Origin of the sequence: Streptomyces humidus (assembly GCF_014649655.1) — a bacterium.
Taxonomy (GTDB): domain Bacteria; phylum Actinomycetota; class Actinomycetes; order Streptomycetales; family Streptomycetaceae; genus Streptomyces; species Streptomyces humidus.
Genome location: NZ_BMTL01000014.1, coordinates 92,524 through 118,551, shown reverse-complemented (window position 1 = coordinate 118,551; position 26,028 = coordinate 92,524). Strand labels below are relative to the sequence as shown.

Genomic DNA, 26,028 nt, shown 5'->3' with positions numbered 1-26,028 from the left:
TGCGCCGGCGTGGCAGGGGCGGGGGGCCGCCCCTGCCCACGTGATGGGGACTCAGGCCTCGGGCGACCGGCGGTCGGTGACGAGATCCATGCGCGCGAGCTGAAGGAACCGCGCGAGGGGGGCGCTCTTCCCGGCGGACTCGGGGGACGCGCCCGCGTCGTCCTGGAGCGTGGTCAGCTCGGCCACCTGCTCGGGATCGGCCAGCCCCAGGGCCTGCACGGGGTCGGCGGCGTCGAGTCCGCCGCGCACGTCGATCAGCCGGACGACGACGTCGTCGCGCTGGAAGATCGTGCTGCGCAGGACCGGGTTGCGGGGGTCGTCCGCGGCGGCCTCGTCCTGCCGGGCGAGCAGCTCGGCCAGCTGCATGCCGCGGTCGGGGCGGGTCGGGTAGCACAGGGCGTACCGCTCGGCCTGCGCGTCCTGCCGGTCCGCCGTCACGTGGTGCACGGCGGGCAGCGCGGCCCGGGTGAAGAACACCCGCGCGGACTCGGGGTCGTTGAGGTCCCGGTCCTGCTCCAGATGGGGGTTGATGGCCTCCTCGACGGCCCGCACCTCGGGCTGCCGGGAGACGTGGCGCAGCGCGGACAGCAGGTCGCCCCGCACCTCGATGGCCCGCACCACGCGGTTCCCGTGCATGAACAGCGAGGTGCGGCACAGCCGGGTGGTGTCGTCGACCTTCGGCTCGGGTGAGGCGTAGTCGGCGAGGATCTTGGCGACGATGTCCTCGCTGCCGGGCTTGACGGTGAAGGTGAGCGCGTGCCGGATCATGCCGTCGCCGATCCTGGGCGACGACTGGAGCCGGCGCTTGCCCTGCCCGCCGTCCGCCGGGCCGCCCGTCTCGCGGACGACGTGGAAGCGCAGCGAACGGGTGTCGCGCACGCAGCTGTGCAGCGGCTCCACCATCCGCACGTGCTCCTCGCTGTTGACCCAGGCGAGGAACGGCGGGGCGCTCTCCCACTCGCTGGTGATGAGCCACTGGGAGGGGTTCTCGATGGACTGGCACAACTGGTCGCTGACATGCCCGGGGACGGACGCGACCTGGTTGCAGAGCTGCTCGTACGCCTCCAGGAACTGCTGCTGGGCCCCGTCGTAGACGTCGACCAGGAGGACGACGCGAAGCCGGGAGCCGTCGAACACGGACTGGGAGACGCGTTGCGACGCCTGGCGCGTCCGCGAGCCTGCAACACGTTCGGACGTGGTGGTCATCCTGCGCACATCTCCTTCACGGAGGGGGAAGTGAACGTCGGCCGCGGTGATGCGACGTCAGCGTTCCTCGATCCTGTGCCCGTCCCCGCGAGCGCGCGAGTCGGATGAACTACGTGGGTGACCGGCCGGGTGAACCTCAGACGAGATGGGCGAAGACGACCAGGTTGTCCGTGTAGTCCTTGACCTGCCGGTCATAGGCGCCCGCACAGGTGATCAGGCGCGCCTGGGCCTGTGCGGTGTCGCCGTACACCCGTTCGCTGGGGAAGTCGTCCTTGGCGAAGGTCTCCACGCTGTCCACCCGGAAGGACGCCCGGGTTCCGTCGGCCCGCAGGACGTGGAACAGATCGCCCTTCCTCAGCTCGCTCAGGCGTGCGAAGACGGCCGGGGACGTCTTGGTGTCGACGTGTCCGGCGATGATCGAGGTGCCCGTCTCCCCGGGGGAGGCGCCCTTGGCGTGCCAGCCCACGAGGTTGACGTCGCTCGCCGGAGGCGGGTTCAGCCGTCCGCTGGGGCCGATGGCGAGGTCGGTGAAGGGGGCATCGACCGCGATCTTGGGGATGAGCAGCCGTACGGGCCGTGAGCGCGGCAGATGCTTTCCCGCCGTCCGGCCGTCGGACCCCGGCGCCTGCGCGTCGGGGGCGTCCGCTGCGGAGGCCGCCGGAAGGGACGCGGCGGCGGGCGGGGCGTGGGGCGGGCTCGCCGTGCCGCGAGGGGCCTCGTTGCCGCCGACCAGGCCGAGCGCCACGACCACGGCGACCGAGGCGCAGACCATCATCAGGCCGGTGCGGGAGGTCCCCTCTCCGGCGGACCCCGGCTCACCGCCGGAGGGATCGCAGGGGGAGGGGGAGGAAGAAGGGCGGACTGCCATCGGGGATTACCTCACTCGGGCGCGGCAGCGGGTGCGGGGCGGGGCGCGGGAGGCGAGCCGGCCGCCGCGCTGGGCGTGCGCGGCGGGCGCGGCTTCGCTGTGGCGACCGGGACGGGTCAGGCCACGTTTCCGGCGGTCTTCCTGCGGCGCAGGGCGTAGAGGCCGGTGCCGGCGAGGGCGAGAGCGCCGAGGCCGCCCACGGCGCGGAAGGGGCCGGGGAGGGCGCCGGCGGTGAGGGAGGGGCCGGCGAGGGCGCCGCCGCCGGTGTGCATGCCGCCGTCGGGCTTGTCGTGCTTGCCCTTCCAGCCGCCGGACGCCTCCTTCTCCTCCTTCTCCTCCTTCTCCCCCTTCTCCTCACCGTTCCCGGAGTTCTCCTCCTGGCCGGCGGAGGAGTCCTGGCCGCCGTGTTCCTTGCCCTGGCCGTGTTCGCGGCCGCCGTCCTGGCCGAGGACGGTCAGTGCGCCGCCGCCGGTGTGCATGCCGCCGTGGGGTGCGTCGTGGTCCTCCTTCTCGTCTTTGTCGTGCTTGCCGGACCAGGAGCCGTCGCTCTTGCCGGTGGAGGAGCTGTCCTCCTTGCTGTAGGACGAGCCGTCGTGGTCCCGGCCCCCGTCGGCCGCGTGGACGCCGGGGGCGCCCACCGCGAGAGCGGCCGTCGCGGCCGCGGTGGCCAGGATCATGCGAGCAGAACGCATCTGATGGTCCTTCCGTCACGAACGGGCAGCCGACACCTCGTCAGCTGGTCGACCCGTCCGGGACGTGATCCACCGTCAGCCACTCGCGGCCGCGGCACCACTCGGGGCGTTCACACGGGTGAAGCGCCCGGTGTCAGGAAAGCGACAGCCCGGCGTTCAGGACCTGACGCAGCGTCGACTCCGCCTCCCGGTCCGGGCCCGGCGACCGCCAGGCGACGAACCCGTCGGGCCGGACGAGCACGGCGCCGCCGCGGGCGATGCCGTGCCGCTCCGCCCAGTCGGCGCCGTCCTGCGGCACCAGGTCGGCGTCCGGCCCGGACCCCACCCGGTACGACCTGAGCGGAAGCGCGAGCTCCGTGGCGAGGCGTCCGGCGGCGTCGTGCCAGCCGCCCGGTTCGTCGGCGTCGCTGAGCAGGACCAGGGACCGCTCGTAGAGGTCGAGGGTGGAGATCCGCTCCTCTCCCCGTCGCACCCACAGGTGAGGGGCACGGCTGCCGGGACCGCCGCTCAGATCGAGGCTCTCGGGGACGACCGGGACCGCGGGGTCGGCGCCGACGACGGCGCCCTTCGGGTAGCGGTAGCCGAGGGCCACGTTGAGGATGCCTCGCTGCGGGCCGCCGCCGCCCGCGCCGGGCGGCGGGGCGAACCCGGGGTGGCTGTGCTCGGCGGACCGGGCGGCGGCACGGGCGCTGGTGGCCTCCGCCACGGGTCGGCGCTCGGCGTCGTAGGTGTCCAGCAGTCCCTCCCCCGCCCAGCCGTCGAGCACCGCGGCCAGCTTCCAGGCGAGGTTGTGGGCGTCCTGGATGCCCGTGTTGGAGCCGAAGGCCCCGGTCGGCGACATCTCGTGGGCGGAGTCGCCGGCCAGGAACACCCTTCCGGCCCGGTAGGCGCGGGCGACCCGCTGAGCAGCGTGCCAGGGCGCCTTCCCGGTGATCTCTACGTCGAGGTCCGCGACGCCGACGGCCCGCCGGATGTGCTCGACGCACCGCTCCTCGGTGAACTCCTCGAGGGTTTCTCCGTGTTCGGGGTGCCAGGGGGCGTGGAAGACCCAGTTCTCACGGTTGTCCACCGGCAGCAGCGCACCGTCGGCGTCCGGGCTGGTCAGGTAGCAGACGATGAAGTGGCGGTCGCCCACCACCTCGGCGAGACGGCGGGAACGGAAGGTCAGGCTGACGTTGTGGAACAGGTCGCCGGGGCCGCTGTGGCCGATGCCGAGCTGCTCGCGGACGGGGCTGCGCGGTCCGTCGGCGGCGACGAGGTAGTCCGCGCGGACGGTGAGGTGCTCACCGGTCTCACGGTTCTTCGCCACGGCGGTGACGCCCTCGGAGTCGCTGTCGAACGACATCAGCTCGGTGGAGAACCGCAGGTCGCCGCCGAGCCGTCGCGCGTGGTCGAGCAGGACCGGCTCCAGGTCGTTCTGGCTGCACAGGCACCAGGAGCTGGGGCTGAAGCGGGCCAGTCCGCCGCCCGGGTCGATGTCGCGGAACAGCCACTCACCCGCGTCGCCGACCAGGGTGGGCGTCTGCAGGATGCCGTGGTTGGCGGCGAGGGTGGCCGCCGCGTCCTGGATGGCCCGCTCGACGCCGGCCACCCGGAACAGCTCCATCGTGCGGACGTTGTTCCCTCGTCCGCGCGGATGGATGGAGGTGCCGGCGTGACGCTCCACCAGCAGGTGCGGCACTCCGAGCCTGCCCAGGAACATCGAGGTCGCGAGGCCGACCAGGGACCCTCCGACGATGAGGACCGGGACCCTGAGGGTGGGGGTGCCGGTCTGTTCGTCTCGTTCGTTCATCACTCTCGCCTCCAGCGCGTCGATTCCGCCGACCCGGCCGGATACGGCGGAGATCCTCATGCATGCCCCGTGGAGCTGACGGCGCTTCAGGCTTCACCCGCGTGCGTCGTGGCGCCCGCGGGCCCGCCGGTGGCATGCCCCGGCCGGCGGCGGCACGGCTCCGGGGACGGCGGCCGGAGGCGTCCGGGGACGGTGGGACGAGCGCACGGTCGGACGGAACCGCGCGAAAAACGCTGAGCAGCGGGCCCGGCTCGGCTAGCCTCGATCTCTCACCGCATGCGAACTGAGTTACGACGAACATCACTTCGGGAGTTCCGTGTCCGACCAGCTGCCGCCCCCGCCGAAATCCGCGGCGGAAGAGGCCGCCGCGCTCCGGCAGACCGGGGCCTCACCTCTGCGGATCGGCGACCCTGACCGCGTCGGGCCCTTCGTCACGGTGGCGCTGCTCGGCAGCGGCGGGATGGGACGCGTCTATCTGGCCCGGGCCGCCGACGACACGCCCGGGCTGTTCGCGGTGAAGGTGATCCGGCCGGAGTACGCCGAGGACGTCCGCTTCCAGCGCCGGTTCGAACGCGAGGCGGCGGTGCACGGCCGGCTCGGACCGCCGCACGCTCCGGGTTTACGCGGAACAGGCTGGGACGACCGGATGCTGTGGATGGCCACCGAGTACATCCCGGGCCTCGACCTGGCCGACGCCGTGCGCGGGGGCGGGGCCCTGCCGACGGCCGCCGTGTGGCGCCTGACCGCCGAACTGGCGCGGGCGCTCACCGCGCTGGCCGCGGTGGAGGTGGTGCACCGGGACCTGAAGCCGTCCAACGTGCTGGTGTCGCCGCAGGGCGCGTATGTGATCGACTTCGGGATCTCCAAGGCCCTGGACGCCAGTGCGATCACCGGCACGGGCAATCGGGTGGGCACCGCGGCCTACATGTCCCCGGAGTACCTGAGGACGGGTCACTGCGACACGGCCTCCGACGTGTTCTCACTGGCCGGGACCCTGCTGTACGCGGCCACCGGGCGGGCCCCGTTCGGCGACGGCACGGGCGTCGACGTGATGCACCGGGTCGCGTTCGAGGAACCGAACGCGGAGGTGACGGCCGCGCTCTCGGCGGCCGACCCGGAGCTGGGCGCGCTGCTGACCGCGTGCCTGGCCAAGGAGCCCGAGCGGCGCCCGGCGCCGCAGGACCTGATCGACGCGGTCGGCCCCCGCGCCCTGGCCACCGGCTGGCCGGAGCCGCTGCGGAGCATGGTGCTGGCCCGGCAGCGCGCCTACGAGGCGCTGTACCGGCTTCCCGTCGAACGGACCGCCCTGCTGCGGCCCACGGACAACCGGGCGAACCGGGTCCCGGAGCCCTCGACCGGGCGCCTCGCCCGGGAGGAGGCCCCGGCGACGCCGCCCGCCCGCGCTCCCCGGGAAGGGGACGCGGCGCCGGCCGCCGGCGGTGGTTCGCGGGGAGAGGAGGCGGCGGCCGCAGCCGAGACGGCGTCGCCCGTGCCGGGGGCCGCGCCTGCGACCCGGCCCTGGGCTCGGCGGAAGCGGGGGGCGGCCCTCGCCGCCGTCGCCGCCGTGTGCACGGTCGCCGCGGGCGCCTTCTCCGTCATGCGCGAGGAGGGCCCCGCAACGGCTTCTCCGCGGGCCTCCGAGTCGGCGTACAGCAGCGGGACGGACGGCGGGCCCGGCGCCGGCGACAGCGACGGGGCGGCTTCGTCCGGCCCCCCGGACCGGGCCTCCGTCGCGGGCTCGTCCAGCGGGCGCGCCGATGTCGTCACGGCCGGGGAGAACGCCTCGTCGTCCCGTGCCCGGGCCTCGGTCCAGCCCTCCGCCCCCGGCACGGGGAGCACGCCCTCCGCCCCCGCCGACGAAGTCTCCGCGTCCCCGAGCCCCTCCTCCGACGTCACGCCCGTCGAGCCCGGCGCCCCGCCCTGGATCAGCAACTGCACGTACTACGCGGGCAGCGGCCGCACCAGCCTCGGCGACACCGGCAAACGGGTGCGGCAGGCGCAGTGCATGCTCACCGAGCGCGGCTACGGCGTGGGCGCCTCCGGCGTCAGCGGCACGTTCGACACGGACACCGAGACAGCCGTGCGCGGCTTCCAGAGCGACCGGGGGCTGAAGGCCAACGGCGTCGTGACGAAGGCCACCTGGGCGGCGCTGCGCGAGAACGACTGACGGCCGGGGCAGCCCCTCCGGCTGCCTCCGCCCTCGGCGGGAGCGGCCGTTCGGCGGCCGCTCCCCTCGAGTGAGGGGCGCGGCCCCTCAACAGGCGAGATAGAAGCGGACCGTCGTGCCCTCGTCGCCGGTGTGCAGACGCACCAGGTCCGCCACGTAGTGCACCAGCATCAGGCCGCGGCCGCCGATCTGCCCCCGGGCGGGCGGCCTGCGGCCGGCCAGCGGATCGGTCAGCCGGCCCGTGTCCCGGACCTCGCACACCAGTTGCCCCGCCTCGGCCCAGACCGCGAGCGTCCCGTGCCCGCCGCCGTGCAGCACGCTGTTGGTCGTCAGCTCGGCCACCGCAAGTTCGGCGTCCTGCAGCCGTTGTCCCGCGAGGCCGAGCCGGCCGGCCTGCTCGACGGTGAAGGCGCGGGCCAGGAACAGGTTGGCGGCGTCGAAGGAGAACACGGCGGCGTCCGCCGCGGCCGGCAGCGGCTCGTTGTGGCGGGCGACGACGGAGCGCCAGTCGTAGACGTCGCTGACCCGACGCCCGTCGCGGGACACGATGGTGGGGTGGGCGAGCCTCATGTCGGCCAGGACCGCCTCGTCCAGGTTCGCCTCGTCGTACGGGCACAGGATGGTGACCGCCCGGCCCTCGAAGGCCGCGTTGATCAGCGCCTCGTGCTGCGCGCACGCCGGGTACTCCAGCGCGCTGCGGCCCGCCCACATCGGCTCGCCGATGATCCGCGTCCGTCCCTGTGGGTGGGCGTCGGCGAACGAGCGGAGCACTCCGGGGATGATCCGTCCGGGGTTGCGGCCGACCCGTGCCATGTCGAGCAGCAGGACGCCCTCGGCGTCGGCGCCCAGTGCGGTCCTGATCAGCTCCAGGTTGGGGCCGGGCACCGCGACCGCCACCGGCTCGCCGAGGTCCAGGCCCTCCTGGACGAACGACACCGTCCTGTCCACGTACTCGCGTTCGCCGCGGTAGAGCAGCGCGGGATGCTCGAACGTCTCGTGGGTCGCCACCGTGTTCATCGCGGCGCCATCTCGAGCCGGCGCAGGCCCGGCCAGAACAGGCCCAGCACCCGCGGCACCTGCGGCGGAGGGTGCTCGACGACCATGCGGCCGCCGGGCAGGCCCAGCGCGGTGACGGCGAGCGCCGCGACTCCGGCCACGTCGACGAACCCCACTTCCGACAGCTCGACGTACGACACGTCGGCGTGCTGCCGCGCCAGGCCCGCCAGCGCGGCCTCCCACGGCGACCGGGTGACCTCGCTGATCTCGCCCCTGGCACGGATGCCGGGCCGACCGGGCAACGGGCCCACCTCCAGCACGGTCCCGCCGCGCCTCGGCTCCCGCCCGTCGACTGCCTGCGAGGGGTCCACCACCGCCGCCTCCTTCGTGTCCGCGGGTACCCCCGTCGCCCCAGGGGGCAGCCCCCTGGACGACCGCTGCCCGCCCCGTGCAGCCTAACGCGGCCTCCGACGCCGCTGCCGCCCTGTCCGAGGACTGGGTCCGACCGGGTTCGACCGCACCGGAGCGGGAGCGACCGGCGACGAACGGGGACGACCGGGATCTGACTCGGTACGGCGTCGGTCCGCGCACCGGGTGGACGCCGGGTGCGCGAAGTAGCGTGACCGGCACGGCGGGACGGCCGCATCCGACCGACGCGGACGCGGCCGGCACGGAGCACGCCGCCGCGCCCACAACGAAGGCGACGGCGACGGCGGAACCCGGAGGGACGTGATGTGCTGGAGTGCGACGGCCGATCTGGTGGCGGGCGTGGGCGTGGCCGCCGTCGGGGTGGCCTGTGTGACGCGGGTGCGCGACGGCCGGGACCTTCCCCTCGCGGCGCTGCCTCTGCTGCTGGGGGCGCACCAGCTCGTCGAGGCGGCGGTGTGGCACGCGGGCGGAGGCGACGGGGCCGCCACGGTCGCCTGGGCGGTCATGTCGCTGCCGCTGCTGGCGGTCTGGGTGCCCGCGGGCGTGTGGGCGGCCGCCCCGCCGTCCGCCCGGCGCGGACCGGCGTGCGCGCTCGCGGTCGGCCTGGCCACGGCCGCGGTGCTGGCGTACGCGATCGCCACCGGTCCGGTGACGGCCGAGGTCCGCCGCCACACCGTCGGCTACCTCCTGGACGTGCCGTACCCGCCGGTGCTCGTGGCGGGCTACCTGCTGGCCACCGTCGGCTCGCTGCTGCTCTCCGGCGACCGGCGGCTGCTGGCCCTGGGGGTGGCGGCCGCCGTGGGCGCGGCCCTCTGTTTCGCGCTGTGGCGGCTGGAGTTCGTCTCGACCTGGTGCGCGTTCGCGGCGGTGTGGTCGGTGCTGCTGTTCGACTGGGTCCGTCGCCGTCCGGCCGCGCGGCGGCTCAGCTCGCGCACCCCGTGACGTCGTCCGCGCACTCTCCGGCCTCTCCGGGAGCGACGGCGTGCAACCTCCACAGACGGTTGCCGAAACGGTCATCACCCCACTCCGGTCCGGGCGTCGGCCCCCTCGCCCGGATTTCCCCCAGCGGTGTCCGGCCCGGCCGGACCCCGGTCGGCGTGCGCGGCGGAGCCGGGGCACGGCGGGGGCCGGGGCGGCCGGTCCTCGCACCATGGCCCGCTGCGGGAGCGGTCGTTCGGCGAGCCGCCTCACAGCTCGCAGCCCGGCCTCAGATGCCGGTCTCCGCTCGGCGGCCGGCGACAGAGTTCCCCCGACGGTCGGCGGGGGCGGCGTCGAGCTCGGCGACCAGGCCGCGCAGCACCGGGCCGTACTCGGGGTGGGCGAGGGCGAAGGCCATCTGGGCGACCAGGTAGTCGGCCGGGTTGCCGGTGTCGTACCAGCGGCCCTCGATCACCTGCCCGTACACCGCACGGGTGGCGGCGTAGGCGTTGATCGCGTCGGTCAGGTAGATCTCGCCGGTCCTGTGCTCGTACCAGCGGCGGGTCTGCTCCCGCAGTTCGTCGACGATGCCGGGGGTGAGGACGTAGCCGCCGATCGCCGCGTACGCCGAGGGGGCCGCGGCCGGCTCGGGCTTCTCGACCAGCCCGGTGATGCGCAGTTGGCCGCCGCCCAGGTCCTCCTTGACGAGGGGCACGCCGTAGCGCCGGGAGTCGGCGGGATCCATCGGCATCAGGGCCAGCACCGGACAGCCGGTCTGCTCGTAGGCGCGGATCAGCTGCTGGGCCCGGGGGACCTCGGCCACGAAGACGTCGTCGGGCCACAGCACCAGCACCGGTTCGTCGCCGAAGGCACGCGCCGCGTTCAGCACCGGAGTGCCGTTGCCGTACGGACCGTACTGGTCGAGATACGTGATGTGGCCCCGGCGGGCCAGCTCGGCGACCTCCTCCACCGCGTCCGCGTAGTGCGCCTTGCCGCCGGCGCGCAACTGCTCGACCAGGGCCGGGCTGGGGCGGAAGTGCTCCTGGATCAGGGACTTGCCGCCGGAGACGACGATGGTGATGTCGGTGATGCCGGAGTCCACCAGTTCGCGCACGGTGTGCTCGATGACCGGCTTGTCGCCGACCGGCAGCATCTCCTTCGGGGTCGCCTTCGTCAGCGGCAGCAGACGGGAGCCGAGCCCGGCGGCGGGGATCACGGCCCTGCGGATCGTCGGGGACATCGCGTCTCCCTCGGTCGAGCGGCGCACCGCACCGGCCGGCACGGCACAGGCGGACGCTACCAACGCTGCCCCGCGCGCGCCGACCGAGCCCGACGGCGCACGCGGCCCGCGACAACACCCCGCACATCCGCCCGGTGATGTACGGCACACCCTCCGCGAGGTCTTTAAATTGGTATCTCACATGCAAGTTATCTACGATGCAGCCAGGGCCGCCCGCCGCCGCGCACAGCTCGCGCTGTGCATCCTGATACCGAGAGGACCGCGATGCTCTCCGCGCCTTCCGTCCCGATCGTCCGAGCCACCCTTCCGGCCGTGGGGGCCTCACTCGGGGCGATCACCGAGCTGTTCTACCGCCGCCTGTTCGAGGAGCACCCCGACCTGCTGCGGAACCTGTTCAACCGCGCCAACCAGGCCAACGGCGCGCAGCGCCAGGCGCTCGCCGGCGCCGTCGCCGCCTTCGCCACCGTGCTGGTCGAACGGCCGGGCGAGCGTCCCGACGCCGTCCTCGGCCGCATCGCCCACAAGCACGCCTCACTCGGCGTCACCGCCGACCAGTACCCCGTCGTCGGACGTCATCTGATGGGCGCCGTCGCGGAGGTCCTCGGCGACGCCGTGACCCCTGAGGTGGCGGCCGCCTGGGACGAGGTGTACTGGCTGATGGCCAACGCCCTCATCGCCCTGGAGGCACGTCTGTACACCGAGGCGCGGGTCGAGGACGGCCAGGTCTGGCACGAGATGGAGATCGCGGAGCGCACCGAGGAGTCGCTGGACGCGGCGTCCTTCGTGCTGCGCCGCCCCGACGGCCTGCCCACCGAGCCGTTCACGCCCGGTCAGTACGTCAGCGTCCAGGTCGAACTGCCGGACGGGGCACGGCAGATACGCCAGTACAGCCTGTCGTCCGCACCCGGTCACAAGACCTGGCGCATCACCGTCAAGCGCGAGCGCTCCGCCGACGGCAGCCTCCCCGAGGGCGAGGTCTCGACCTGGCTGCACACCCACGCCCGCCCCGGCCATGTCCTGCGCGTCTCGCTGCCGTTCGGCGACCTGGTCCTCCCGCAGGACGACAGCCCGCTTCTGCTGGCTTCCGCCGGCATCGGCATCACGCCCCTGCTGTCGATGCTGGACCACCTCGGCGACGTCTCCCCGCACCGTCCGGTCACCGTCGTCCACGCCGACCGCTCCCCCGCCCATCACGCGCACCGCGACGAGCAGGCCGAACTGGCCGACCGCCTCCCGCACTCGACCGTGCACCTGTGGTACGAGGCCGGCGCGGAAGCGGTGGAGGCCGGGGGATCCCGGGTGCGGGTGCGCGAGGGACGGGCCGACGTCAGCGGCCTGGTCCTGCCCCAGGACACCACCGCCTACCTCTGCGGACCGCTGCCGTTCATGCGGGCCGTTCGCGGCGACCTCCTCGCCCGGGGGCTGAGCCCCGCCGCCGTCCACTACGAGGTGTTCGGTCCCGACCTCTGGCTCGGCAACTGACCTGCCCCGCAGCTCCGTCGCGGCCGGGCCTCTGGTTGGATGTCCGTCCATGAGCCGACGGATCTACCTGGACAAGCAGAGCCCCAAGGCCTACCACGCGTTGGTCCAGACGTCGGAGGCCGTGCGGGCGACCGCCGCCGAGGCCGGGCTGGAGCGCATCGTCGTGGAGCTGGTCAACCTGCGCGTCTCCCAGCTCAACGGCTGCGCGTTCTGTCTCGACGTGCACACCAAGGCCGCCCTGCGCGCCGGCGAGGACTCCCGGCGGCTGGGCGTCCTGGCGGCCTGGCGGGACACCGAGCTGTTCACCCCGCTGGAGCGGGCGGCCCTGGCGCTGGCGGAGGCGACCACCCTGCCCTGCGACGCGGCCGCCCAGGAGGCCGCGTTCGCCGACGCCCGCCAGGTGCTGACCGAGGACCAGACGTCGGCAGTGATCTGGGTGGCCGTCACCATCAACGCCTTCAACCGGGTGTCCATCCTCAGCAAGCATCCAGTGCGCTGAGCCGACGCGGGCCCGTCCGGTCCGCCGAGAATCGTCAGACCGTCCACCCTGTCGTGTCAGCCCTGTCACGCCCGCCCTGTCGGAGGCCCCCGCCATGTCCCGTCCCCTCACCTCCGACGGCCCCGGGCCCGCCGGACCCGCGGCTCGCCGGCCGGTGCGCGCCCGCCCCCGCGCCGGCCGCCCGCCCGTCGCGCACGCGACGCTCGGCGTCGGGGCCGTCCTGTACGGTCCGCGTGGACTGCTCCTGGGCCGTCACCGCGGGGGCACCTGGGAGCTGCCGGGCGGCGCGGTCGAGCCCGGGGAGTCGCTCCGGGAGACGGTGGTGCGCGAACTGCGCGAGGAGACCGGCCTGCGAGCGGCCCCTTCCGGGGTACGTCTGCTGGGCACGCTCCTCGACGAGGTCGACGGCGTCGTGCGGATGACGGTCGGCGCCGTCGTCACCGCCTGGGAGGGCGAACCGGCCGACCAGGCCGGCGAGAGCGTCGGCGACTGGCGCTGGTACCCCCTGGACCGGCTGCCCGAGCCGCTGTTCGTGTGCAGCGCCCAGTCCCTCACCGTCTGGCGTCCCGACCTGCCCATCGAGCACGCCCCGGCCCGTTTCGTGCCCTTCGCTCCCGGTGCGGGCGGCGATGACGACTGACCCCGGATCCTCCCGGCCGGCCTCCGTCCGGCCTCGCCTCCCGGCCGACCTCGACGGCTGTGTGGCCGCGCTGGCGCTCGTGCACGCGCACAGCGGCTATCCGGTCGACTGGCCCGGGCGTCCCGCCGCCTGGCTGACTCCGGCCGCGCTGCTCGCGGGCTGGGTGGCCGAGCTGGACGGACGGGTCGTGGGGCATGCGGCGCTGTGCGCGGCCGGCGAGGGGGATGCCGCGGCGACGTTGTGGAGCGGCCTTCCGGACCGGCCGGCGCCCGCGGTGATCAGCCGGCTGTACGTCTCCCCCGCCGCCCGCGGGCACGGCGTCGGCGCGGCCCTGCTGGACCGGGCCGCGGGGGCGGCGCGGGCCCGCGGTCTGCATCCGGTCCTGGACGTGGTCGCGGCGGACCCGGCCGCGGCGTTCTACGAGCGACGGGGCTGGCGCAGCCTCGGCACCGCCGTCCAGGAGTGGGGGCCGGGGCGCAGAGTGCTCCTGAACTGCTACGCGGCGCCGTTCCCGGACCGGCCGGCCGCAGGCTGAGACCCGCCCGCCGCACCGTTCGCACCGTTCGCACCCCTGACGGACCACGTGGCACGACCTGCCGACCAGCACAGCCTGCCGCACGGGTTGAGGAGCCTCGGCGTCACGGAGGGCTTCAGTCTGGGCGGCGGCGGTCGTCGGCCCTGGTGGGCCGCCCGCCGGGCACGGCCCGGGTCACGGTGCGCAACCGTCCCTCCGGCGGGTCGGAGCGTCCGGCGCCGAACGGCGTCGGGGTCTTCGCCCGATGACGCCGTCGGCCCCGCGGGGCCTCACGGCCGGAGGCTGCCGACGATGTCGGCCGTCGCCGTGAGGCCGCTGTGGATCGTGGGCGCCATGCTGGTGCCGGCCAGCAGGAATCCGAGCAGCAGGCAGACCAGAGCGTGGGAGATCTTCAGGCCGCCGTTGCGCGTGAAGATCATCGCCAGGACCGCCAGGAACAGCACCGCGGAAATCGAAATGGCCACCGTCAACCTCCTCCGCCACGTCCGCTTTCGCGGCGTTCGGCCGTAAGTGTGGCGTAAGGGAGGGTTCATCCATGCCGCGGAGCCGTCCGCCGAACGAGTGGTGTCAGACGGGCGTTACGCCGTCCGGCGGGCGTCGGGGAAGGCCTCCGGGCCGGCCGGGCCGTCGGTGACGAGGCAGGCCGCGCCCGCGGCGGGGCGGGTCATCTGCGGACGGGTGCGGGCGGGGCCCGCCCACGGGGAGTACGCGGCGGTCGGGGTGTCGGCGAACCCGCGGCTGCGATGTTCGGCCGGACCGCCGCCCGTTCACCCCGTCGGCGCGGGCGCCCGGTGAGGCCCGCCCCACCCGGGGCGGCCCTCACCGGGGGACGGTCAGGGAGCCCGCAGGTCGACGAGTTCGGCCAGCGCCGCACGATGGGCGCCCGCCGTCCCGTAGGCGATCGAGTCGGCCTTGGCCCGCTTCAGATACAGGTGGACGGGGTGTTCCCACGTCATGCCGATGCCGGCGTGCAGTTGCAGGGCCTCCTCGGCGGCCCGGACGGCCACGGGCGAGGCGTAGGCCTGGGCGACGGCGACCGCCACGGACGCCTCGCCCAGGGAGTCCCCGGCGGCGAGCGCGTCGGCCGCGCTCCGGGCGGCGGCGCGGAGGCTGACGACCTCCAGCCAGACCTGGGCGAGCCGGTGCTTGAGCGCCTGGAACCCGCCGACCGGCCGGTTGAACTGCTTGCGCTCCTTCAGGTAGCGCACGGTCTCGGTCAACGCCCACTCGGCGACGCCGAGTTGTTCGGAGGCCAGCAGTCCGGCGCCGGCCCGCAGCGCACGGCGCACGGCGGGTCCGGCGTCGCCGAGCCGGCGGCCGGGCGCGCCGGCCAGCGTGACCGTGGCGAGGGGCCGGGTGAGATCGAGGGAGGTCTGCGGGGTGACGGTCACGTCCTGCGCCCGCACGGCGTACAGCGCGCCGTCGTCGCCGGGCACGAGCAGCACGTCGGCGACGGCCGCGTCCGCGATGCCGGTCAGGTCTGCGCGCAGGAGGCCGTTCTCGACCTGCGCGACCTGGTGGGCGGCGCCCGGTGCGAGGTGCAGGCCGACGGCCAGCGCGCCGATCGTCCGCCCGGACGCCAGCCGGCCGAGCAGTTCGTCGTCCCCGCAGGACAGCAGCGCCTCGGTGGCGACCACCGCACTGGTCAGATAGGGCACCGGGGCCACCGCCCGGCCCAACTCCTCCAGCACGACGGCGGCTTCGCGGTGGGTGGCGCCCTGACCGCCCTGCGCCTCGGGCACCAGCAGGCCGGCGAGGCCCATGCCGTCGGTGAGGGCCTTCCAGGCCGACAGGTCGTGCGGTGCGCCGGACTCCGTGCGGGCGATGACCCCGGGCGCGTCGCAGTGGTCGGCGAGCAGGTCCCGGACGGCGGCGCGCAGCGCCTCTTCCTCCTCCGAGTACAGCAGGTCGGGCTGGGTGTTCACCGGGCCAGGTCCTTCCATGCGACGTCCTTGTCGGTGCGCGGCTCGGAGGGCAGGCCCAGAACGCGCTCGGCGACGATGTTCAGCAGGACCTCGCTGGTCCCGCCCTCGATGCTGTTGCCCTTGGAGCGCAGGTAGCGGTACCCGGCGTCCCGGCCGGTGAAGTCCACGAGCTCCGGGCGGCGCATCGTCCAGTCGTCGTACAACAGGCCCTCCTCGCCGCGCAGTTCCACCTCCAGGCCGCTGATCTCCTGGTTGAGGCGGGCGAAGGCGAGCTTCATGCCCGCGCCCTCGGGGCCGGGCTGGCCCTGGGCGAGCTGCTGGCGCAGGCGTTCGCCGGTGAGCCGGGCGACCTCGGCCTCGACCCACAGCTTCAGCAGCCGCTGGTGCAGGTCGTGGGTGCGCAGTCCGGGCCGCTCGCGCCAGGTCTTCGCGACCGGGCCGATCATGCCGCCCTCACGGGGCAGCCGCATCCCGCCGATGGCGACGCGCTCGTTGTTCAGCGTGGTCTGCGCGACCCGCCAGCCGTCGCCGACCTCGCCGAGCCGGCGGGAGTCGGGGATGCGGACGCCGGTGAGGAAGACCTCGTTGAACTCGGCCTCGCCGGTGATCTGGCGCAGCGGCCGGACCTCGACGCCGGGGTCGGTCATGTCGCAGAGGAAGTAGGTGATGCCGGCGTGCTTGGGGACGCCCGGGTCGGTGCGGGCGATGAGGATGGCCCAGCGCGCGAGATGGGCGCTGGACGTCCACACCTTCTGGCCGTCGACGAGCCAGTCTCCCCCGTCCTGCTGGACGGCGCGGGTGCCGAGGGCGGCCAGGTCCGAGCCGGCGCCGGGCTCGCTGAACAGCTGGCACCAGACCTCCTCGCCCGTCCACAGGGGCCGCAGGAAGCGCTGCTTCTGCTCGTCGGTGCCGTACTTCAGGATCGTCGGCGCGGCCATGCCGAGGCCGATGCCGATGCGCCGGGGGTCGTTGTCCGGAGCGCCCGCGGCCTCCAGCTCGGCGTCCACCACGGCCTGGAGGGAGCGGGGCGCGCCGAGGCCGCCGAGGCCCTCGGGGTAGTGCACCCAGGCGAGTCCGGCGTCGAAGCGGGCTTCCAGGAAGGCCGGCCGGCCGGTCGTGGCGGGCGGGTACGCGGCCAGCAACTGCGCGGTGCGGCGCTGGAGTTCGGCTGCGTCGGTCATGCGGCGGCTCCGTTCTGCGGTACGACGGCGACGCGGCCCGTGGTGACGCCGTCGGCGACCCGCTGCACGGCGGCCGCGGCACCGTCGAGCGGCACGCGCTCGCTGATCAGCGGCCGGATCGCACCCCGGGCGGCCAGCTCGGTGAGCTGTTCGTGGCAGTGCTGGACCAGCTTCGGGTTCCTGGTGTTGTACAGGCCCCAGTGCAGGCCGAGGATCGAGTAGTTCTTGACGAGGGCGTGATTCAGGGCGGGGCTCGGGATGGTCCCGCTCGCGAAGCCCACGACCACGATGCGGCCCTCGAAGGCGACGGCCTTGGCGGACTGCGTGTAGGCCTCGCCGCCGACGGGGTCGTAGATCACGTCGGCGCCCCGGCCGGCGGTGGCCTCCTTCACGGCGGCCACGACGTCCTCGGCCCGCCGGTCGACGACCACGTCGCAGCCCAGTTCCCGGGCGGCGGCGGCCTTCTCCGCACCGCCCACGACACCGATGACGGTCGCGCCCGCCGCCTTGCCGAGCTGGACGGCCGCACTGCCGACTCCTCCCGCGGCCGCGTGCACGAGGAGCGTCTCGCCGGCCTCCAGGCGCGCCCTGCGGTGCAGTGCGAACCAGCCGGTCTGGTAGCCGATGTGCAGGGCTGCGGCCTCGGCGTCGTCCAGCGAGCCGGGGGCGGGGAGCAGGGCGGCGGCGTCCGCGACGGCGTACTCGGCGAAACCGCCGTACGGCAGGGCCGGGTTGGCGATCACGCGGCGGCCGTCCTCGGTCTCGCCGCAGATCTCCACGCCCGGGGTGAACGGCAGCGGGGGCCGTACCTGGTACTGGCCCCGCACCATCAGCGCGTCCGGGAAGTTGACGTTCGCGGCACGCACCCTGAGCAGGACCTGGCCGTCGCCGGGAGTGGGCCGCTCCACTTCCCGGAGCCGCATCACCTCGCTCGGCTCGCCGTTCTCGTGCACCTGCCATGCCTGCATGCGGAGCCTCCACGGGACTGCGTCGTCGGACCCTGGTCGACTGCATACTAAGCGGTCGCTTGCCCTCGGGGGAACCGTTGCGCGCGTCACCCCCGCGTCGGTCGCGCCCGCACGTGCATCCGCTCGCCCTGCGGTCCGAAGAGGCTGAGGAACTCGGCGGGGCCCTCCCCCGTCGATCCGAACCAGTGCGGCACGCGCGTGTCGAACTCGGCGGCCTCTCCCGCCGTCATCACCACGTCGTGCTCCGCGAGCACCACCCGCAGCCGGCCGGACATCACGTACAGCCACTCGTAGCCCTCGTGGGTGCGCGGCTCGGGCTCCTCGTCGCTCCGCGGCACCAGCACCTTGAACGCCTGCAGCCCGCCGGGCTGCCGGGACAGCGGCCAGAAGGTGCGCCCGTGCCGCACCAGCGGCCTGGCCCGCACCCGGGGGTCGCCCACCGGGGGCGCCCCGACCAGTTCGTCCAGCGGGACCTGATGAGCCCGGGCGATCGGCAGGAGAAGCTCCAGGCTGGGCTTGCGCAGCCCGGACTCCAGCCGGGAGAGGGTGCTGACGGAGATTCCGGTCGACTGCGACAGCGCCGCGAGCGTCACCTCCCGCTCCTTCCTGAGCCGCCGCAGCCTCGGTCCGACCTCCGCGAGCACGTCATCCGTAGTCATGTCCCCCATCCTCGTCCCCGTATTGCCGAACCGGCAAAGTTCTTTGTCGATTCCGCACCCCTGCGGCGACGGTGGTCGCGGAGGTGGTCACCATGACCGAGCAGTACGAAGTGATCGTCGTCGGCGGCGGCGCGGCAGGCCTGTCCGCCGCTCTCGTCCTGGGCCGGGCCCGGCGCCGGACCCTGGTCGTCGACGCGGGCGAGCCGCGCAACACGCCCGCCGCCCATATGCACGGCTACCTGACACGGGACGGCATGCCGCCCGCCGAGTTCCTCGCCCTGGGCCGCGAGGAGATCGCGCGCTACGGCGTGGAACTGGTCCGCGACCGGGCGGTGGACGTCACCCGCGGCGAGGACTTCGCCGTCCTGCTCGAGGGCGGCCGGACCGTGCGGGCCCGGCAGCTCGTCGTCGCGACCGGCCTGAAGGACGAGCTGCCGCCGGTGGCGGGGCTGGCCGCGCGCTTCGGCCGGGACGTGCTGCACTGCCCGTACTGCCACGGCTGGGAGGTCCGCGACCGGGCCTTCGGCGTGCTCGCCACGACGCCGATGAGCGTCCACCAGGCACTGATGGTGTCCCAGTGGTCGAAGGACGTGACCCTCTTCCTGCACACCGTCGCCGAGCGGGAACTGACGGGCGAGGACCGGCGCAGGCTCGGCGCGGCCGGCGTGGACGTCGTCCCCGGCGAGGTGGCCGGGCTGACCGTCCGGGACGACCGGCTCGCCGGCGTCCGCCTCGCGGACGGCCGCACGCACGAGCGCGAGGTGCTCTTCGTCGCGCCGCGCGCCCTACCGCGGACCGACCTGCTGACCCGGCTCGGGGCCGAGACGACCGACACTGCGTTCGGCACGTACCCGGTGGTCGACGGCCGCGGCGCGACCACCGTCCCCGGCCTGTGGGCGGCGGGCAACGCCTCCGGCTTCGCCGAACAGGTCGTGAACGCGGCCAGTCGCGGCTACCGCGCCGGGGCCGCGATCAACGGCGAACTGCTGATGGCCGACCTGGACGGGGTGCCGGAGGCGTAGGCCGAAGGCCCGAACGCCGGGCCGTCGGACCCTGGGCCCGGCGGACGCGGAACCCGTCGGATCCGGGGCCCGGCGGACGCCCACAGGGACGGCGCCCGGGCGCGGCCGCACGAACGAGCGAGTACGGCGGGGCCGGGTACCGGACACACCGGGTCCGCTGACGAGGAGCCCCGCCGTCCCCCGCCGCGCCGTCCGCGCCGTCCCCGCCGCGCCGTCCCGCGGGTCCGGGTGTCCCGGTGGGGATCGCGTTGCACCATGGCTGCATGTTGCTCACCCGGCTCGCCGACGTGTCCCGGGAGGTCGCCGCCACCTCCGCGCGCTCCCGCAAGATCGCCCTGCTCGCCGAGCTCTTCCGGCACGCCGAGGCGGACGACGTGCCCCTCGTGATCCCGTATCTGGCCGGGCGGCTGCCCCAGGGCCGGCTGGGCGTCGGCTGGAAGGTGCTGGGCCGTCCCGTGCCCCCGGCCGGGACCCCGACCCTGACGGTGCGCGAGGTGGACGCCCTCCTCGGCCGGCTCGGCGAGGTGGCCGGCCCCGGCTCCCAGGCCGAACGGGTGCGGCTGGTCGAGGAGCTGATGGGCGCGGCCACCGCCGAGGAGCAGCGCTTTCTGCTCGGTCTGCTCACCGGCGAACTCCGTCAGGGCGCGCTGGACGCCGTCGCCGTGGAGGGCCTGGCACAGGCCACCGGCGCGCCCGCGACCGACGTGCGGCGGGCGGTGATGCTGGCCGGGTCGCTGCAGACGGTGGCGCGGGCGCTGCTCGGCGAGGGGCCGGCAGCGCTGGAGGCGTTCCGGCTCACCGTCGGCCGTCCGGTGCTGCCGATGCTCGCCCACTCCGCGCCCACCGTCGCCGAGGCGGTCGGCAGGCTCGGCGCCTGCGCGGTGGAGGAGAAACTGGACGGCATCCGCGTCCAGGTGCACCGCGACGGGGACGAGGTCCGTCTCTATACCCGCACGCTCGACGACATCACCGGCCGGCTGCCGGAAGTGACCGGGGCGGCAAGGCGGTTGACGGGCGCGCGCTTCGTCCTGGACGGGGAGGTCATCGCCTTCGACGAGGCGGGACGCCCCCGCTCCTTCCAGGAGACCGCCGGCCGCGTCGGCTCCCGGGTGGACGTGGCGGCGGCCGCCGAGGCGGTGCCCGTCGCCCCCGTGTTCTTCGACGTGCTGTCCGTGGACGGCCGCGACCTGCTCGATCTGCCCTTCGCCGATCGGCACGCGGAGCTGGCCCGGCTGACGCCCGAGCCGATGCGGGTGCGCCGAACGGTCGTGTCCGGCCCCGACGACGTCGAAGCGGCGGAGGAGTTCTCCCGGCAGACCCTGCTGCGCGGCCACGAGGGAGTGATGGTCAAGGCCCTGGACGCGCCCTACAGCGCGGGGCGGCGGGGCGCTTCCTGGCTGAAGGTGAAACCCGTGCACACCCTCGACCTGGTGGTGCTGGCCGCCGAATGGGGCCACGGCCGGCGCACCGGCAAGCTCTCCAATCTGCACCTGGGGGCGCGCACGGCGGCGGGCGGCTTCGTCATGCTCGGCAAGACCTTCAAGGGCATGACCGACGCGATGCTCGCCTGGCAGACGGAACGGCTGCGGGAACTGGCCGTGGACGAGAGGGGGCATGTGGTGACCGTTCGGCCCGAACTCGTCGTCGAGATCGCCTACGACGGCCTGCAGCGCTCCACCCGCTACCCGGCGGGCGTCACCCTCCGCTTCGCCCGCGTGCTGCGTTACCGCGAGGACAAACGCCCCGGGGAGGCGGACACGGTGGAGACCCTGCTCGCCGCCCACCCGCAGGTGCGCCCGTGACGCCGGCGACCCCCCGGCGCAGCGCCGGGCTGCTGCTGTTCCGCCGCACCGACGACGGGCCGCAGGTGCTGCTGGGCCACATGGGCGGCCCGTACTTCGCGAAGAAGGACGCCGGGGCGTGGACCGTCCCGAAGGGCGAGTACGAGCCCGACGAGCCGGCCTGGGAGGCGGCCCGCCGCGAGTTCCGCGAGGAGCTGGGCCTGCCGCCGCCCGAAGGGGAGGCGATCGGGCTGGGCGAGGTGCGGCAGGCCAACGGCAAGATCGTCACCGCCTGGGCGATCGAGGCGGACCTCGACCCGGCGTCCGTCGTCCCCGGCACGTTCACGATGCAGTGGCCGCCGAGGTCGGGGCGCGTCCAGGAGTTTCCGGAGCTGGACCGGGTGGCCTGGTTCGGGCTGGACCAGGCGCGCGCGGTGATCGTCACGGCCCAGGCCACGTTTCTCGACCGGCTGGCGGAGCACTCGGTCTGAGCGGACGCGTACGCGTTGCGGCCCCGGGCCCGGCGCGGGAAGGTCGAAGCACAGCCAGCTCTTCAGGAGGTCGGTCATGCCCATCGCGACGGTGAACCCGGCGAACGGCGAGACGCTCAGGACGTACGAGGCCATGGACGAGCAGGAGCTGGAACGCCGGCTGCAGCTCGCGCAGGCCACGTTCCGCACGTACCGGACGACGTCGTTCACCGACCGCGCCCGGCTGCTGAACCGGGCCGCCGACCTGCTCGACGAGGACCAGGACGACGTCGGCCGGATCATGACCACCGAGATGGGCAAGCCGGTGAAGCAGGCGCGCGCGGAGGCCGCGAAGTGCGCCAGGGCGATGCGCTGGTACGCCGAGCACGCGCAGGAGCTGCTCGCCGACGAGGAGCCGGCCGCCGCCGACGTGAAGGACTCCGGCGGCTCGCGGGCCCTGGTCCGCTACCGGCCGCTGGGGCCGGTGCTCGCGGTGATGCCGTGGAACTTCCCGCTGTGGCAGGTGGTCCGGTTCGCCGCGCCGGCCCTGATGGCGGGCAACGTGGGTCTGCTCAAGCACGCCTCGAACGTGCCGCAGACCGCCCTGTACCTGGAGGACCTGTTCCACCGGGCGGGCTTCGCCGAGGGCTGTTTCCAGACCCTGCTGGTCGGCTCCGGCGCGGTCGACGACGTCCTGCGCGACGAGCGGGTGAAGGCGGCGACCCTGACCGGCAGCGAGCCGGCCGGGCGGGCGGTCGCCTCCACGGCCGGCGAGATGATCAAGAAGACGGTGCTGGAGCTGGGCGGCAGCGACCCGTACGTGGTCATGCCCTCGGCGGACGTCGACCGGGCCGCGCAGGTCGCGGTGACCGCGCGGGTGCAGAACAACGGGCAGTCGTGCATCGCGGCCAAGCGGTTCATCGTCCACACGGACGTGTACGACGCGTTCGCCGAGCGGTTCGTGGCGGGCATGGCGGCCCTGAAGGTCGGCGACCCGATGGAGGAGGACACGGAGGTCGGGCCGCTGGCGAGCGAACAGGGGCGGTCGGACCTGGAGGAGCTGGTGGACGACGCCCGGCGCAGCGGGGCCGCCGTGCTGTGCGGGGGCGAGCGCCCGGACGGGCCCGGCTGGTACTACCCGCCGACCGTCCTGGCCGGCGTCACGCGCGAGATGCGCATCCACCGGGAGGAGGCGTTCGGGCCGGTCGCGACCCTGTACCGGGCGGACGGCCTGGACGAGGCGGTCCTCATCGCCAACGACTCGCCGTTCGGCCTGAGTTCCAACGTGTGGACGCGCGACGAGGCCGAGGTCGACAGGTTCGTCCGGGATCTGGAGGCCGGCGCGGTGTTCGTCAACGGGATGACGGCGTCCCATCCGGGCTTCCCGTTCGGCGGGGTGAAGCGGTCCGGGTACGGCCGTGAGCTGTCGGGGCACGGAATCCGGGAGTTCTGCAACATCACCACGGTTTGGCACGGTGCGTGAGCACCGCGCGGCTACGATCCCGGTGTGAACCGCGAAGTGACTCTGCCTCTGATCGTCGATGACCGCGGGACCTTGCAGGTGGCCGCGGCCGACGTGAGCAAGCTGCTCCGCACGCTGGGAGGGCGGTGGCTGCACCTCGTCGAGGCCGGCGCGGACGGGCTGGACGAGGACACGGTGGCCGCCCTGACCATCGAACTGGCCAAGCTGGCCGACCGCATCGACGTGGCGTGCATCGCGCACAGCAGCGGCGGGACGCCGTAAAGGTCGGGGCCTTCGCCGGTGCGGGCGGTCCGTGGCGGGTCGCGCGGTTCCCCGCCCCGCCGGGATACGTCGGCCGCACCTGTCCGAAGGCGGGTGGGGACCGCGCGACCGGCCCCCGCGCATCCGCGGCCGCCGTGCCTACCGGATGGGCATCCCCGAGAGCGTCCTGGCGATCACCAGGCGCTGGATCTCGCTCGTACCCTCGAAGATGGTGTAGATCGCGGCGTCGCGGTGCATGCGCTCCACCGGGTACTCGCGGGTGTAGCCGTTGCCGCCGAGGATCTGGATCGCCTGCGCGGTGACCTTCTTCGCGGTCTCGCTGGCGTACAGCTTCGACATCGAGCCCTCGGCCGCCGTGAAGGGCTTCCCGTTGACCGCCATCCAGGAGGCGCGCCAGACCAGCAGCCGCGCGGCGTCGATCTGCGTGCGCATGTCCGCGAGCTGGAAGGCGACGCCCTGGTTGTCGATGATCGGGCGGCCGAACTGCTGACGGGTCTTCGCGTAGTCGAGGGCCACCTCGTAGGCGGCGCGGGCCGTGCCGACGGCCATCGCGCCCACGGCGGGGCGTGAGGCCTCGAACGTGGCCATCGCCGCGTTCTTCAAGCGCTCGCCGCCCGACTTCGCCCGTTCGCGCGCCCGCGCCAGTCGCTCGTCCAGCTTCTCCTTGCCGCCGAGGAGGCAGGACCCGGGGACGCGCACACCGTCGAGGACGACCTCGGCGGTGTGCGAGGCGCGGATGCCGTGCTTCTTGAACTTCTGGCCCTGGGCCAGGCCCGGTGTGCCCGGCGGGACGATGAAGGAGGCGTGTCCCTTGGAGCCCAGCTCGGTGTCCACCGCCGCGACGACGACGTGGACGTTGGCGATGCCGCCGTTGGTCGCCCAGGTCTTGGTGCCGTTGAGCACCCACTCGTCCTTGGCCTCGTCGTACACGGCACGGGTGCGCAGGGAGGCCACGTCCGAGCCGGCGTCGGGCTCGGAGGAGCAGAAGGCGGCGACCTTGACGTCGCTCGCGTCGCCGTACATCTGGGGGATCCAGGTGCCGATCTGCTCCTCGGTCCCGTTGGCCAGGACGCCTACGGCGGCGAGGCCCGTGCCCACGATCGACAGGGCGATGCCCGCGTCGCCCCAGAACAGTTCCTCCATCGCCATCGGGATGCCGAGGCCGGTGGGGTCGAAGTACTGCTGTGCATAGAAGTCGAGGGAGTAGATGCCGACCTTCGCGGCCTCCTGGATGACCGGCCAGGGAGTCTCCTCACGCTCGTCCCATTCGGCGGCCGCGGGGCGGATGACGTCGGCGGCGAAGCCGTGCAGCCAGTCCCGGACCTCCTTCTGTTCGTCGTTGAGCTCCATGGTGAACTCGGCCATGTCCCCTCCAGCGGCGGAACGTGTGTTACTAGCGGTAACTCGAGAGTCTGTTACCGGTCGGTAGGAAAAGTCAACTCCTGGTGACGGGGCCGGAGCCCTTCGGCCCGTTCGATGTCAGGCTGCTGTCAGGTGTTAGTTTGCGCAGGCGTCACCGAACAAGCACGGGTGGGGAGAGCACATGGACACCACGCAGCGGACCGGGCAACAGCGGTCCGCCGACCGCCGACGGCGCGAACTGCTGGAGGCCGCCGACCGGGTGGTGCTGCGCGACGGCCCACAGGCCTCGATGAACGCCATCGCGGCCGAGGCCGGCATCACCAAACCCATCCTCTACCGCCACTTCGGCGACAAGGGAGGCCTGTACGCCGCCCTCGCCAAGCGGCACACCGACGCGCTGCTCGACTCGCTGCGCGCCGCGCTGGACGCTCCGGCGGAGCGGCGGGAGCGGGTCGAGGCGACCCTCGACACCTATCTGGCCGCCATCGAGGCCCGGCCGCAGGTGTACCGGTTCCTGATGCACCCGTCCGACGGATCGGCCGGCGAGCACGGGTTCGACGTCGGCAAACACTCCGCTCCTCTGCTGCGCCGGATGGGCGAGGAACTCGCCCAGGTCATCGGGGACCGTCTGGACCTCGGGCCCGGCGGCCGGCAGCTCGCGCGGGTCTGGGGGCACGGGATCGTCGGGATGATGCACGCGGCGGGCGACTGGTGGCTGGGCGAACGGCCCTGTTCCCGGGCGGAGCTGGTGCGCAGTCTGGCCGACCTGCTGTGGGGCCGCCTCGCGGCGGCCGGCGACAAGGTCGGCGGTCCCGGCTTCTGAGGCGCCGGGGCCCCGTGCCGCGGGGCGCCCGCGCTCAGCCGCTCCACGCGGCCCTGCGCACCTGACGGGACAGCCTGCGCCCGCGCAGGCCCGTCACCCGGTCCGCGTACACCCGGCCGTCCAGATGGTCGGCCTCGTGCTGCAGGCACCGGGCGAAGAACCCGGTGCCGCGCACGGTGACCGGTTCCCCCGCGGCCGTGAAGCCCTCGACCACCGCCTCGTCGTAACGCTCCGTCCCCGCCTCCAGGCCCGGCAGGGACAGACACCCCTCCGGGCCGCGCAGCACGACGCCGTCCGTGCCGACCAGTCTCGGGTTCACCACATGGCCCAGGTGGCGGACGTCGTCGTCGTCCGGGCAGTCGTAGACGAACACCCGCAGGGACTCGCCGACCTGGTTGGCCGCCAGGCCGACCCCCCCGGCCGCGTACATCGTGGCGAACATGTCCTCGACGAGACGGGCGAGTTCGGGGCCGAAGCCGGTGACGTCCTCGCAACGGGCGTGCAGCACGGGGTCGCCGAGCAGGGTGAGGGGCCGGACGCGCCCGTGGGCGCCCGGGATGGAACGGTGTCGCATCCGGCAAGGGTACGGTCCTTCCTGACACGCGCATGCCGTCCACGGACGGGAGGCG

General features: G+C 74.1%; 25 protein-coding genes and 1 pseudogene. 12 read left to right on the top strand and 14 right to left on the bottom strand.

The features are described from left to right. Window positions 1–51 precede the first annotated feature (51 nt). From IE239_RS18225 to IE239_RS18210, 4 genes are all read right to left on the bottom strand, one after another. Window positions 52–1,206: a SchA/CurD-like domain-containing protein gene (locus IE239_RS18225; protein ID WP_190150400.1), complete on the bottom strand. Its 1,155-nt coding sequence runs from the start codon at window positions 1,204–1,206 to the stop codon at window positions 52–54. A gap of 136 nt (window positions 1,207–1,342) precedes the next feature. Beyond that, window positions 1,343–2,074 (bottom strand): class F sortase, encoded by a 732-nt coding sequence (locus IE239_RS18220; RefSeq protein ID WP_190150399.1) that lies wholly within the window; start codon window positions 2,072–2,074, stop codon window positions 1,343–1,345. Between the two features lie 116 nt (window positions 2,075–2,190). Continuing rightward, window positions 2,191–2,766, bottom strand: coding sequence for a hypothetical protein (locus IE239_RS18215; protein WP_190150398.1), 576 nt, complete (start codon window positions 2,764–2,766; stop codon window positions 2,191–2,193). Window positions 2,767–2,899: 133 nt separating this feature from the next. Next, a complete protein-coding gene (locus IE239_RS18210) occupies window positions 2,900–4,558 on the bottom strand; it encodes an FAD-dependent oxidoreductase (protein WP_190150474.1) in 1,659 nt (552 codons plus the stop codon). 316 nt (window positions 4,559–4,874) lie between these two features. Between IE239_RS18210 and IE239_RS18205 the strand changes: the two genes are divergently transcribed. Continuing rightward, window positions 4,875–6,725 carry a serine/threonine-protein kinase gene (locus IE239_RS18205; protein WP_229878161.1) on the top strand — a complete coding sequence of 617 codons (1,851 nt, stop codon included), beginning with the start codon at window positions 4,875–4,877 and terminating at the stop codon, window positions 6,723–6,725. Window positions 6,726–6,812: 87 nt separating this feature from the next. Here IE239_RS18205 and IE239_RS18200 read toward each other — a convergent pair whose 3' ends face one another. Beyond that, the gene (locus IE239_RS18200) at window positions 6,813–7,742 is read right to left on the bottom strand and encodes an anti-sigma factor RsbA family regulatory protein (RefSeq protein WP_190150397.1); all 930 of its coding nucleotides are present in this window, start codon (window positions 7,740–7,742) and stop codon (window positions 6,813–6,815) included. Continuing rightward, on the bottom strand, window positions 7,739–8,095 hold the full coding sequence (locus tag IE239_RS18195; RefSeq protein ID WP_190150396.1) for an STAS domain-containing protein: 357 nt from the start codon (window positions 8,093–8,095) through the stop codon (window positions 7,739–7,741). Before IE239_RS18195 ends, IE239_RS18200 begins: the two co-directional genes overlap by 4 nt. Before the next feature lie 358 nt (window positions 8,096–8,453). On the opposite strand from IE239_RS18195, the gene IE239_RS18190 reads away from it, so the two are divergent. Continuing rightward, the gene (locus IE239_RS18190; protein ID WP_190150395.1) at window positions 8,454–9,092 is read left to right on the top strand and encodes a DUF6629 family protein; all 639 of its coding nucleotides are present in this window, start codon (window positions 8,454–8,456) and stop codon (window positions 9,090–9,092) included. Between the two features lie 265 nt (window positions 9,093–9,357). Here the strand turns inward: IE239_RS18190 and IE239_RS18185 are convergent, their stop codons facing one another. Next, a complete protein-coding gene (locus IE239_RS18185; RefSeq protein ID WP_190150394.1) occupies window positions 9,358–10,308 on the bottom strand; it encodes a UTP--glucose-1-phosphate uridylyltransferase in 951 nt (316 codons plus the stop codon). Between the two features lie 264 nt (window positions 10,309–10,572). On the opposite strand from IE239_RS18185, the gene IE239_RS18180 reads away from it, so the two are divergent. The 4 genes and pseudogenes from IE239_RS18180 to IE239_RS18165 all read left to right on the top strand — a co-directional run bounded on the left by IE239_RS18180 (window position 10,573) and on the right by IE239_RS18165 (window position 13,464). After that, a complete protein-coding gene (locus IE239_RS18180) occupies window positions 10,573–11,790 on the top strand; it encodes a globin domain-containing protein (protein WP_190150393.1) in 1,218 nt (405 codons plus the stop codon). 49 nt (window positions 11,791–11,839) lie between these two features. Further along, window positions 11,840–12,289, top strand: coding sequence for a carboxymuconolactone decarboxylase family protein (locus tag IE239_RS18175; protein ID WP_190150392.1), 450 nt, complete (start codon window positions 11,840–11,842; stop codon window positions 12,287–12,289). A 148-nt stretch (window positions 12,290–12,437) separates the two neighbouring features. Beyond that, a pseudogene (locus tag IE239_RS18170) lies at window positions 12,438–12,929 on the top strand (nucleotide triphosphate diphosphatase NUDT15); the annotation flags it as partial. After that, window positions 12,919–13,464 (top strand): GNAT family N-acetyltransferase, encoded by a 546-nt coding sequence (locus IE239_RS18165; protein WP_190150390.1) that lies wholly within the window; start codon window positions 12,919–12,921, stop codon window positions 13,462–13,464. The pseudogene IE239_RS18170 and the gene IE239_RS18165, both read left to right, overlap by 11 nt. Before the next feature lie 269 nt (window positions 13,465–13,733). Here IE239_RS18165 and IE239_RS18160 read toward each other — a convergent pair whose 3' ends face one another. The 5 genes from IE239_RS18160 to IE239_RS18140 all read right to left on the bottom strand — a co-directional run bounded on the left by IE239_RS18160 (window position 13,734) and on the right by IE239_RS18140 (window position 18,197). Further along, window positions 13,734–13,928 carry a hypothetical protein gene (locus tag IE239_RS18160; RefSeq protein ID WP_190150389.1) on the bottom strand — a complete coding sequence of 65 codons (195 nt, stop codon included), beginning with the start codon at window positions 13,926–13,928 and terminating at the stop codon, window positions 13,734–13,736. A 369-nt stretch (window positions 13,929–14,297) separates the two neighbouring features. Beyond that, window positions 14,298–15,389, bottom strand: coding sequence for an acyl-CoA dehydrogenase family protein (locus IE239_RS18155; RefSeq protein ID WP_229878160.1), 1,092 nt, complete (start codon window positions 15,387–15,389; stop codon window positions 14,298–14,300). Then, window positions 15,386–16,570 carry an acyl-CoA dehydrogenase family protein gene (locus IE239_RS18150; RefSeq protein WP_190150387.1) on the bottom strand — a complete coding sequence of 395 codons (1,185 nt, stop codon included), beginning with the start codon at window positions 16,568–16,570 and terminating at the stop codon, window positions 15,386–15,388. Before IE239_RS18150 ends, IE239_RS18155 begins: the two co-directional genes overlap by 4 nt. Beyond that, the gene (locus IE239_RS18145; RefSeq protein ID WP_190150386.1) at window positions 16,567–17,538 is read right to left on the bottom strand and encodes an NADPH:quinone oxidoreductase family protein; all 972 of its coding nucleotides are present in this window, start codon (window positions 17,536–17,538) and stop codon (window positions 16,567–16,569) included. The genes IE239_RS18150 and IE239_RS18145 overlap by 4 nt, the downstream gene beginning before the upstream one ends. An 86-nt stretch (window positions 17,539–17,624) precedes the next feature. After that, complete coding sequence (locus IE239_RS18140; protein WP_190150385.1) at window positions 17,625–18,197, bottom strand: helix-turn-helix domain-containing protein; 573 nt, start codon at window positions 18,195–18,197, stop codon at window positions 17,625–17,627. Between the two features lie 92 nt (window positions 18,198–18,289). Here IE239_RS18140 and IE239_RS18135 point away from each other — a divergent pair, with 92 nt between their 5' ends. The 5 genes from IE239_RS18135 to IE239_RS18115 all read left to right on the top strand — a co-directional run bounded on the left by IE239_RS18135 (window position 18,290) and on the right by IE239_RS18115 (window position 23,214). Beyond that, window positions 18,290–19,219 (top strand): NAD(P)/FAD-dependent oxidoreductase, encoded by a 930-nt coding sequence (locus IE239_RS18135; RefSeq protein WP_190150384.1) that lies wholly within the window; start codon window positions 18,290–18,292, stop codon window positions 19,217–19,219. Window positions 19,220–19,482: 263 nt separating this feature from the next. Next, the gene (locus IE239_RS18130) at window positions 19,483–21,021 is read left to right on the top strand and encodes an ATP-dependent DNA ligase (RefSeq protein WP_190150383.1); all 1,539 of its coding nucleotides are present in this window, start codon (window positions 19,483–19,485) and stop codon (window positions 21,019–21,021) included. Then, on the top strand, window positions 21,018–21,491 hold the full coding sequence (locus IE239_RS18125) for an NUDIX hydrolase (RefSeq protein ID WP_190150382.1): 474 nt from the start codon (window positions 21,018–21,020) through the stop codon (window positions 21,489–21,491). Before IE239_RS18130 ends, IE239_RS18125 begins: the two co-directional genes overlap by 4 nt. 76 nt (window positions 21,492–21,567) lie before the next feature. Next, window positions 21,568–22,953: an NADP-dependent succinic semialdehyde dehydrogenase gene (locus IE239_RS18120; RefSeq protein ID WP_190150381.1), complete on the top strand. Its 1,386-nt coding sequence runs from the start codon at window positions 21,568–21,570 to the stop codon at window positions 22,951–22,953. Window positions 22,954–22,977: 24 nt separating this feature from the next. Then, window positions 22,978–23,214 carry a DUF6213 family protein gene (locus IE239_RS18115; protein WP_062646401.1) on the top strand — a complete coding sequence of 79 codons (237 nt, stop codon included), beginning with the start codon at window positions 22,978–22,980 and terminating at the stop codon, window positions 23,212–23,214. A gap of 138 nt (window positions 23,215–23,352) precedes the next feature. Here the strand turns inward: IE239_RS18115 and IE239_RS18110 are convergent, their stop codons facing one another. After that, window positions 23,353–24,579 (bottom strand): acyl-CoA dehydrogenase family protein, encoded by a 1,227-nt coding sequence (locus tag IE239_RS18110; RefSeq protein WP_190150380.1) that lies wholly within the window; start codon window positions 24,577–24,579, stop codon window positions 23,353–23,355. Between the two features lie 178 nt (window positions 24,580–24,757). Here IE239_RS18110 and IE239_RS18105 point away from each other — a divergent pair, with 178 nt between their 5' ends. Further along, a complete protein-coding gene (locus tag IE239_RS18105) occupies window positions 24,758–25,399 on the top strand; it encodes a TetR/AcrR family transcriptional regulator (protein WP_190150379.1) in 642 nt (213 codons plus the stop codon). Between the two features lie 34 nt (window positions 25,400–25,433). Here IE239_RS18105 and def read toward each other — a convergent pair whose 3' ends face one another. Next, a complete protein-coding gene (def, locus tag IE239_RS18100; RefSeq protein ID WP_190150378.1) occupies window positions 25,434–25,973 on the bottom strand; it encodes a peptide deformylase in 540 nt (179 codons plus the stop codon). Window positions 25,974–26,028 lie beyond the last annotated feature (55 nt).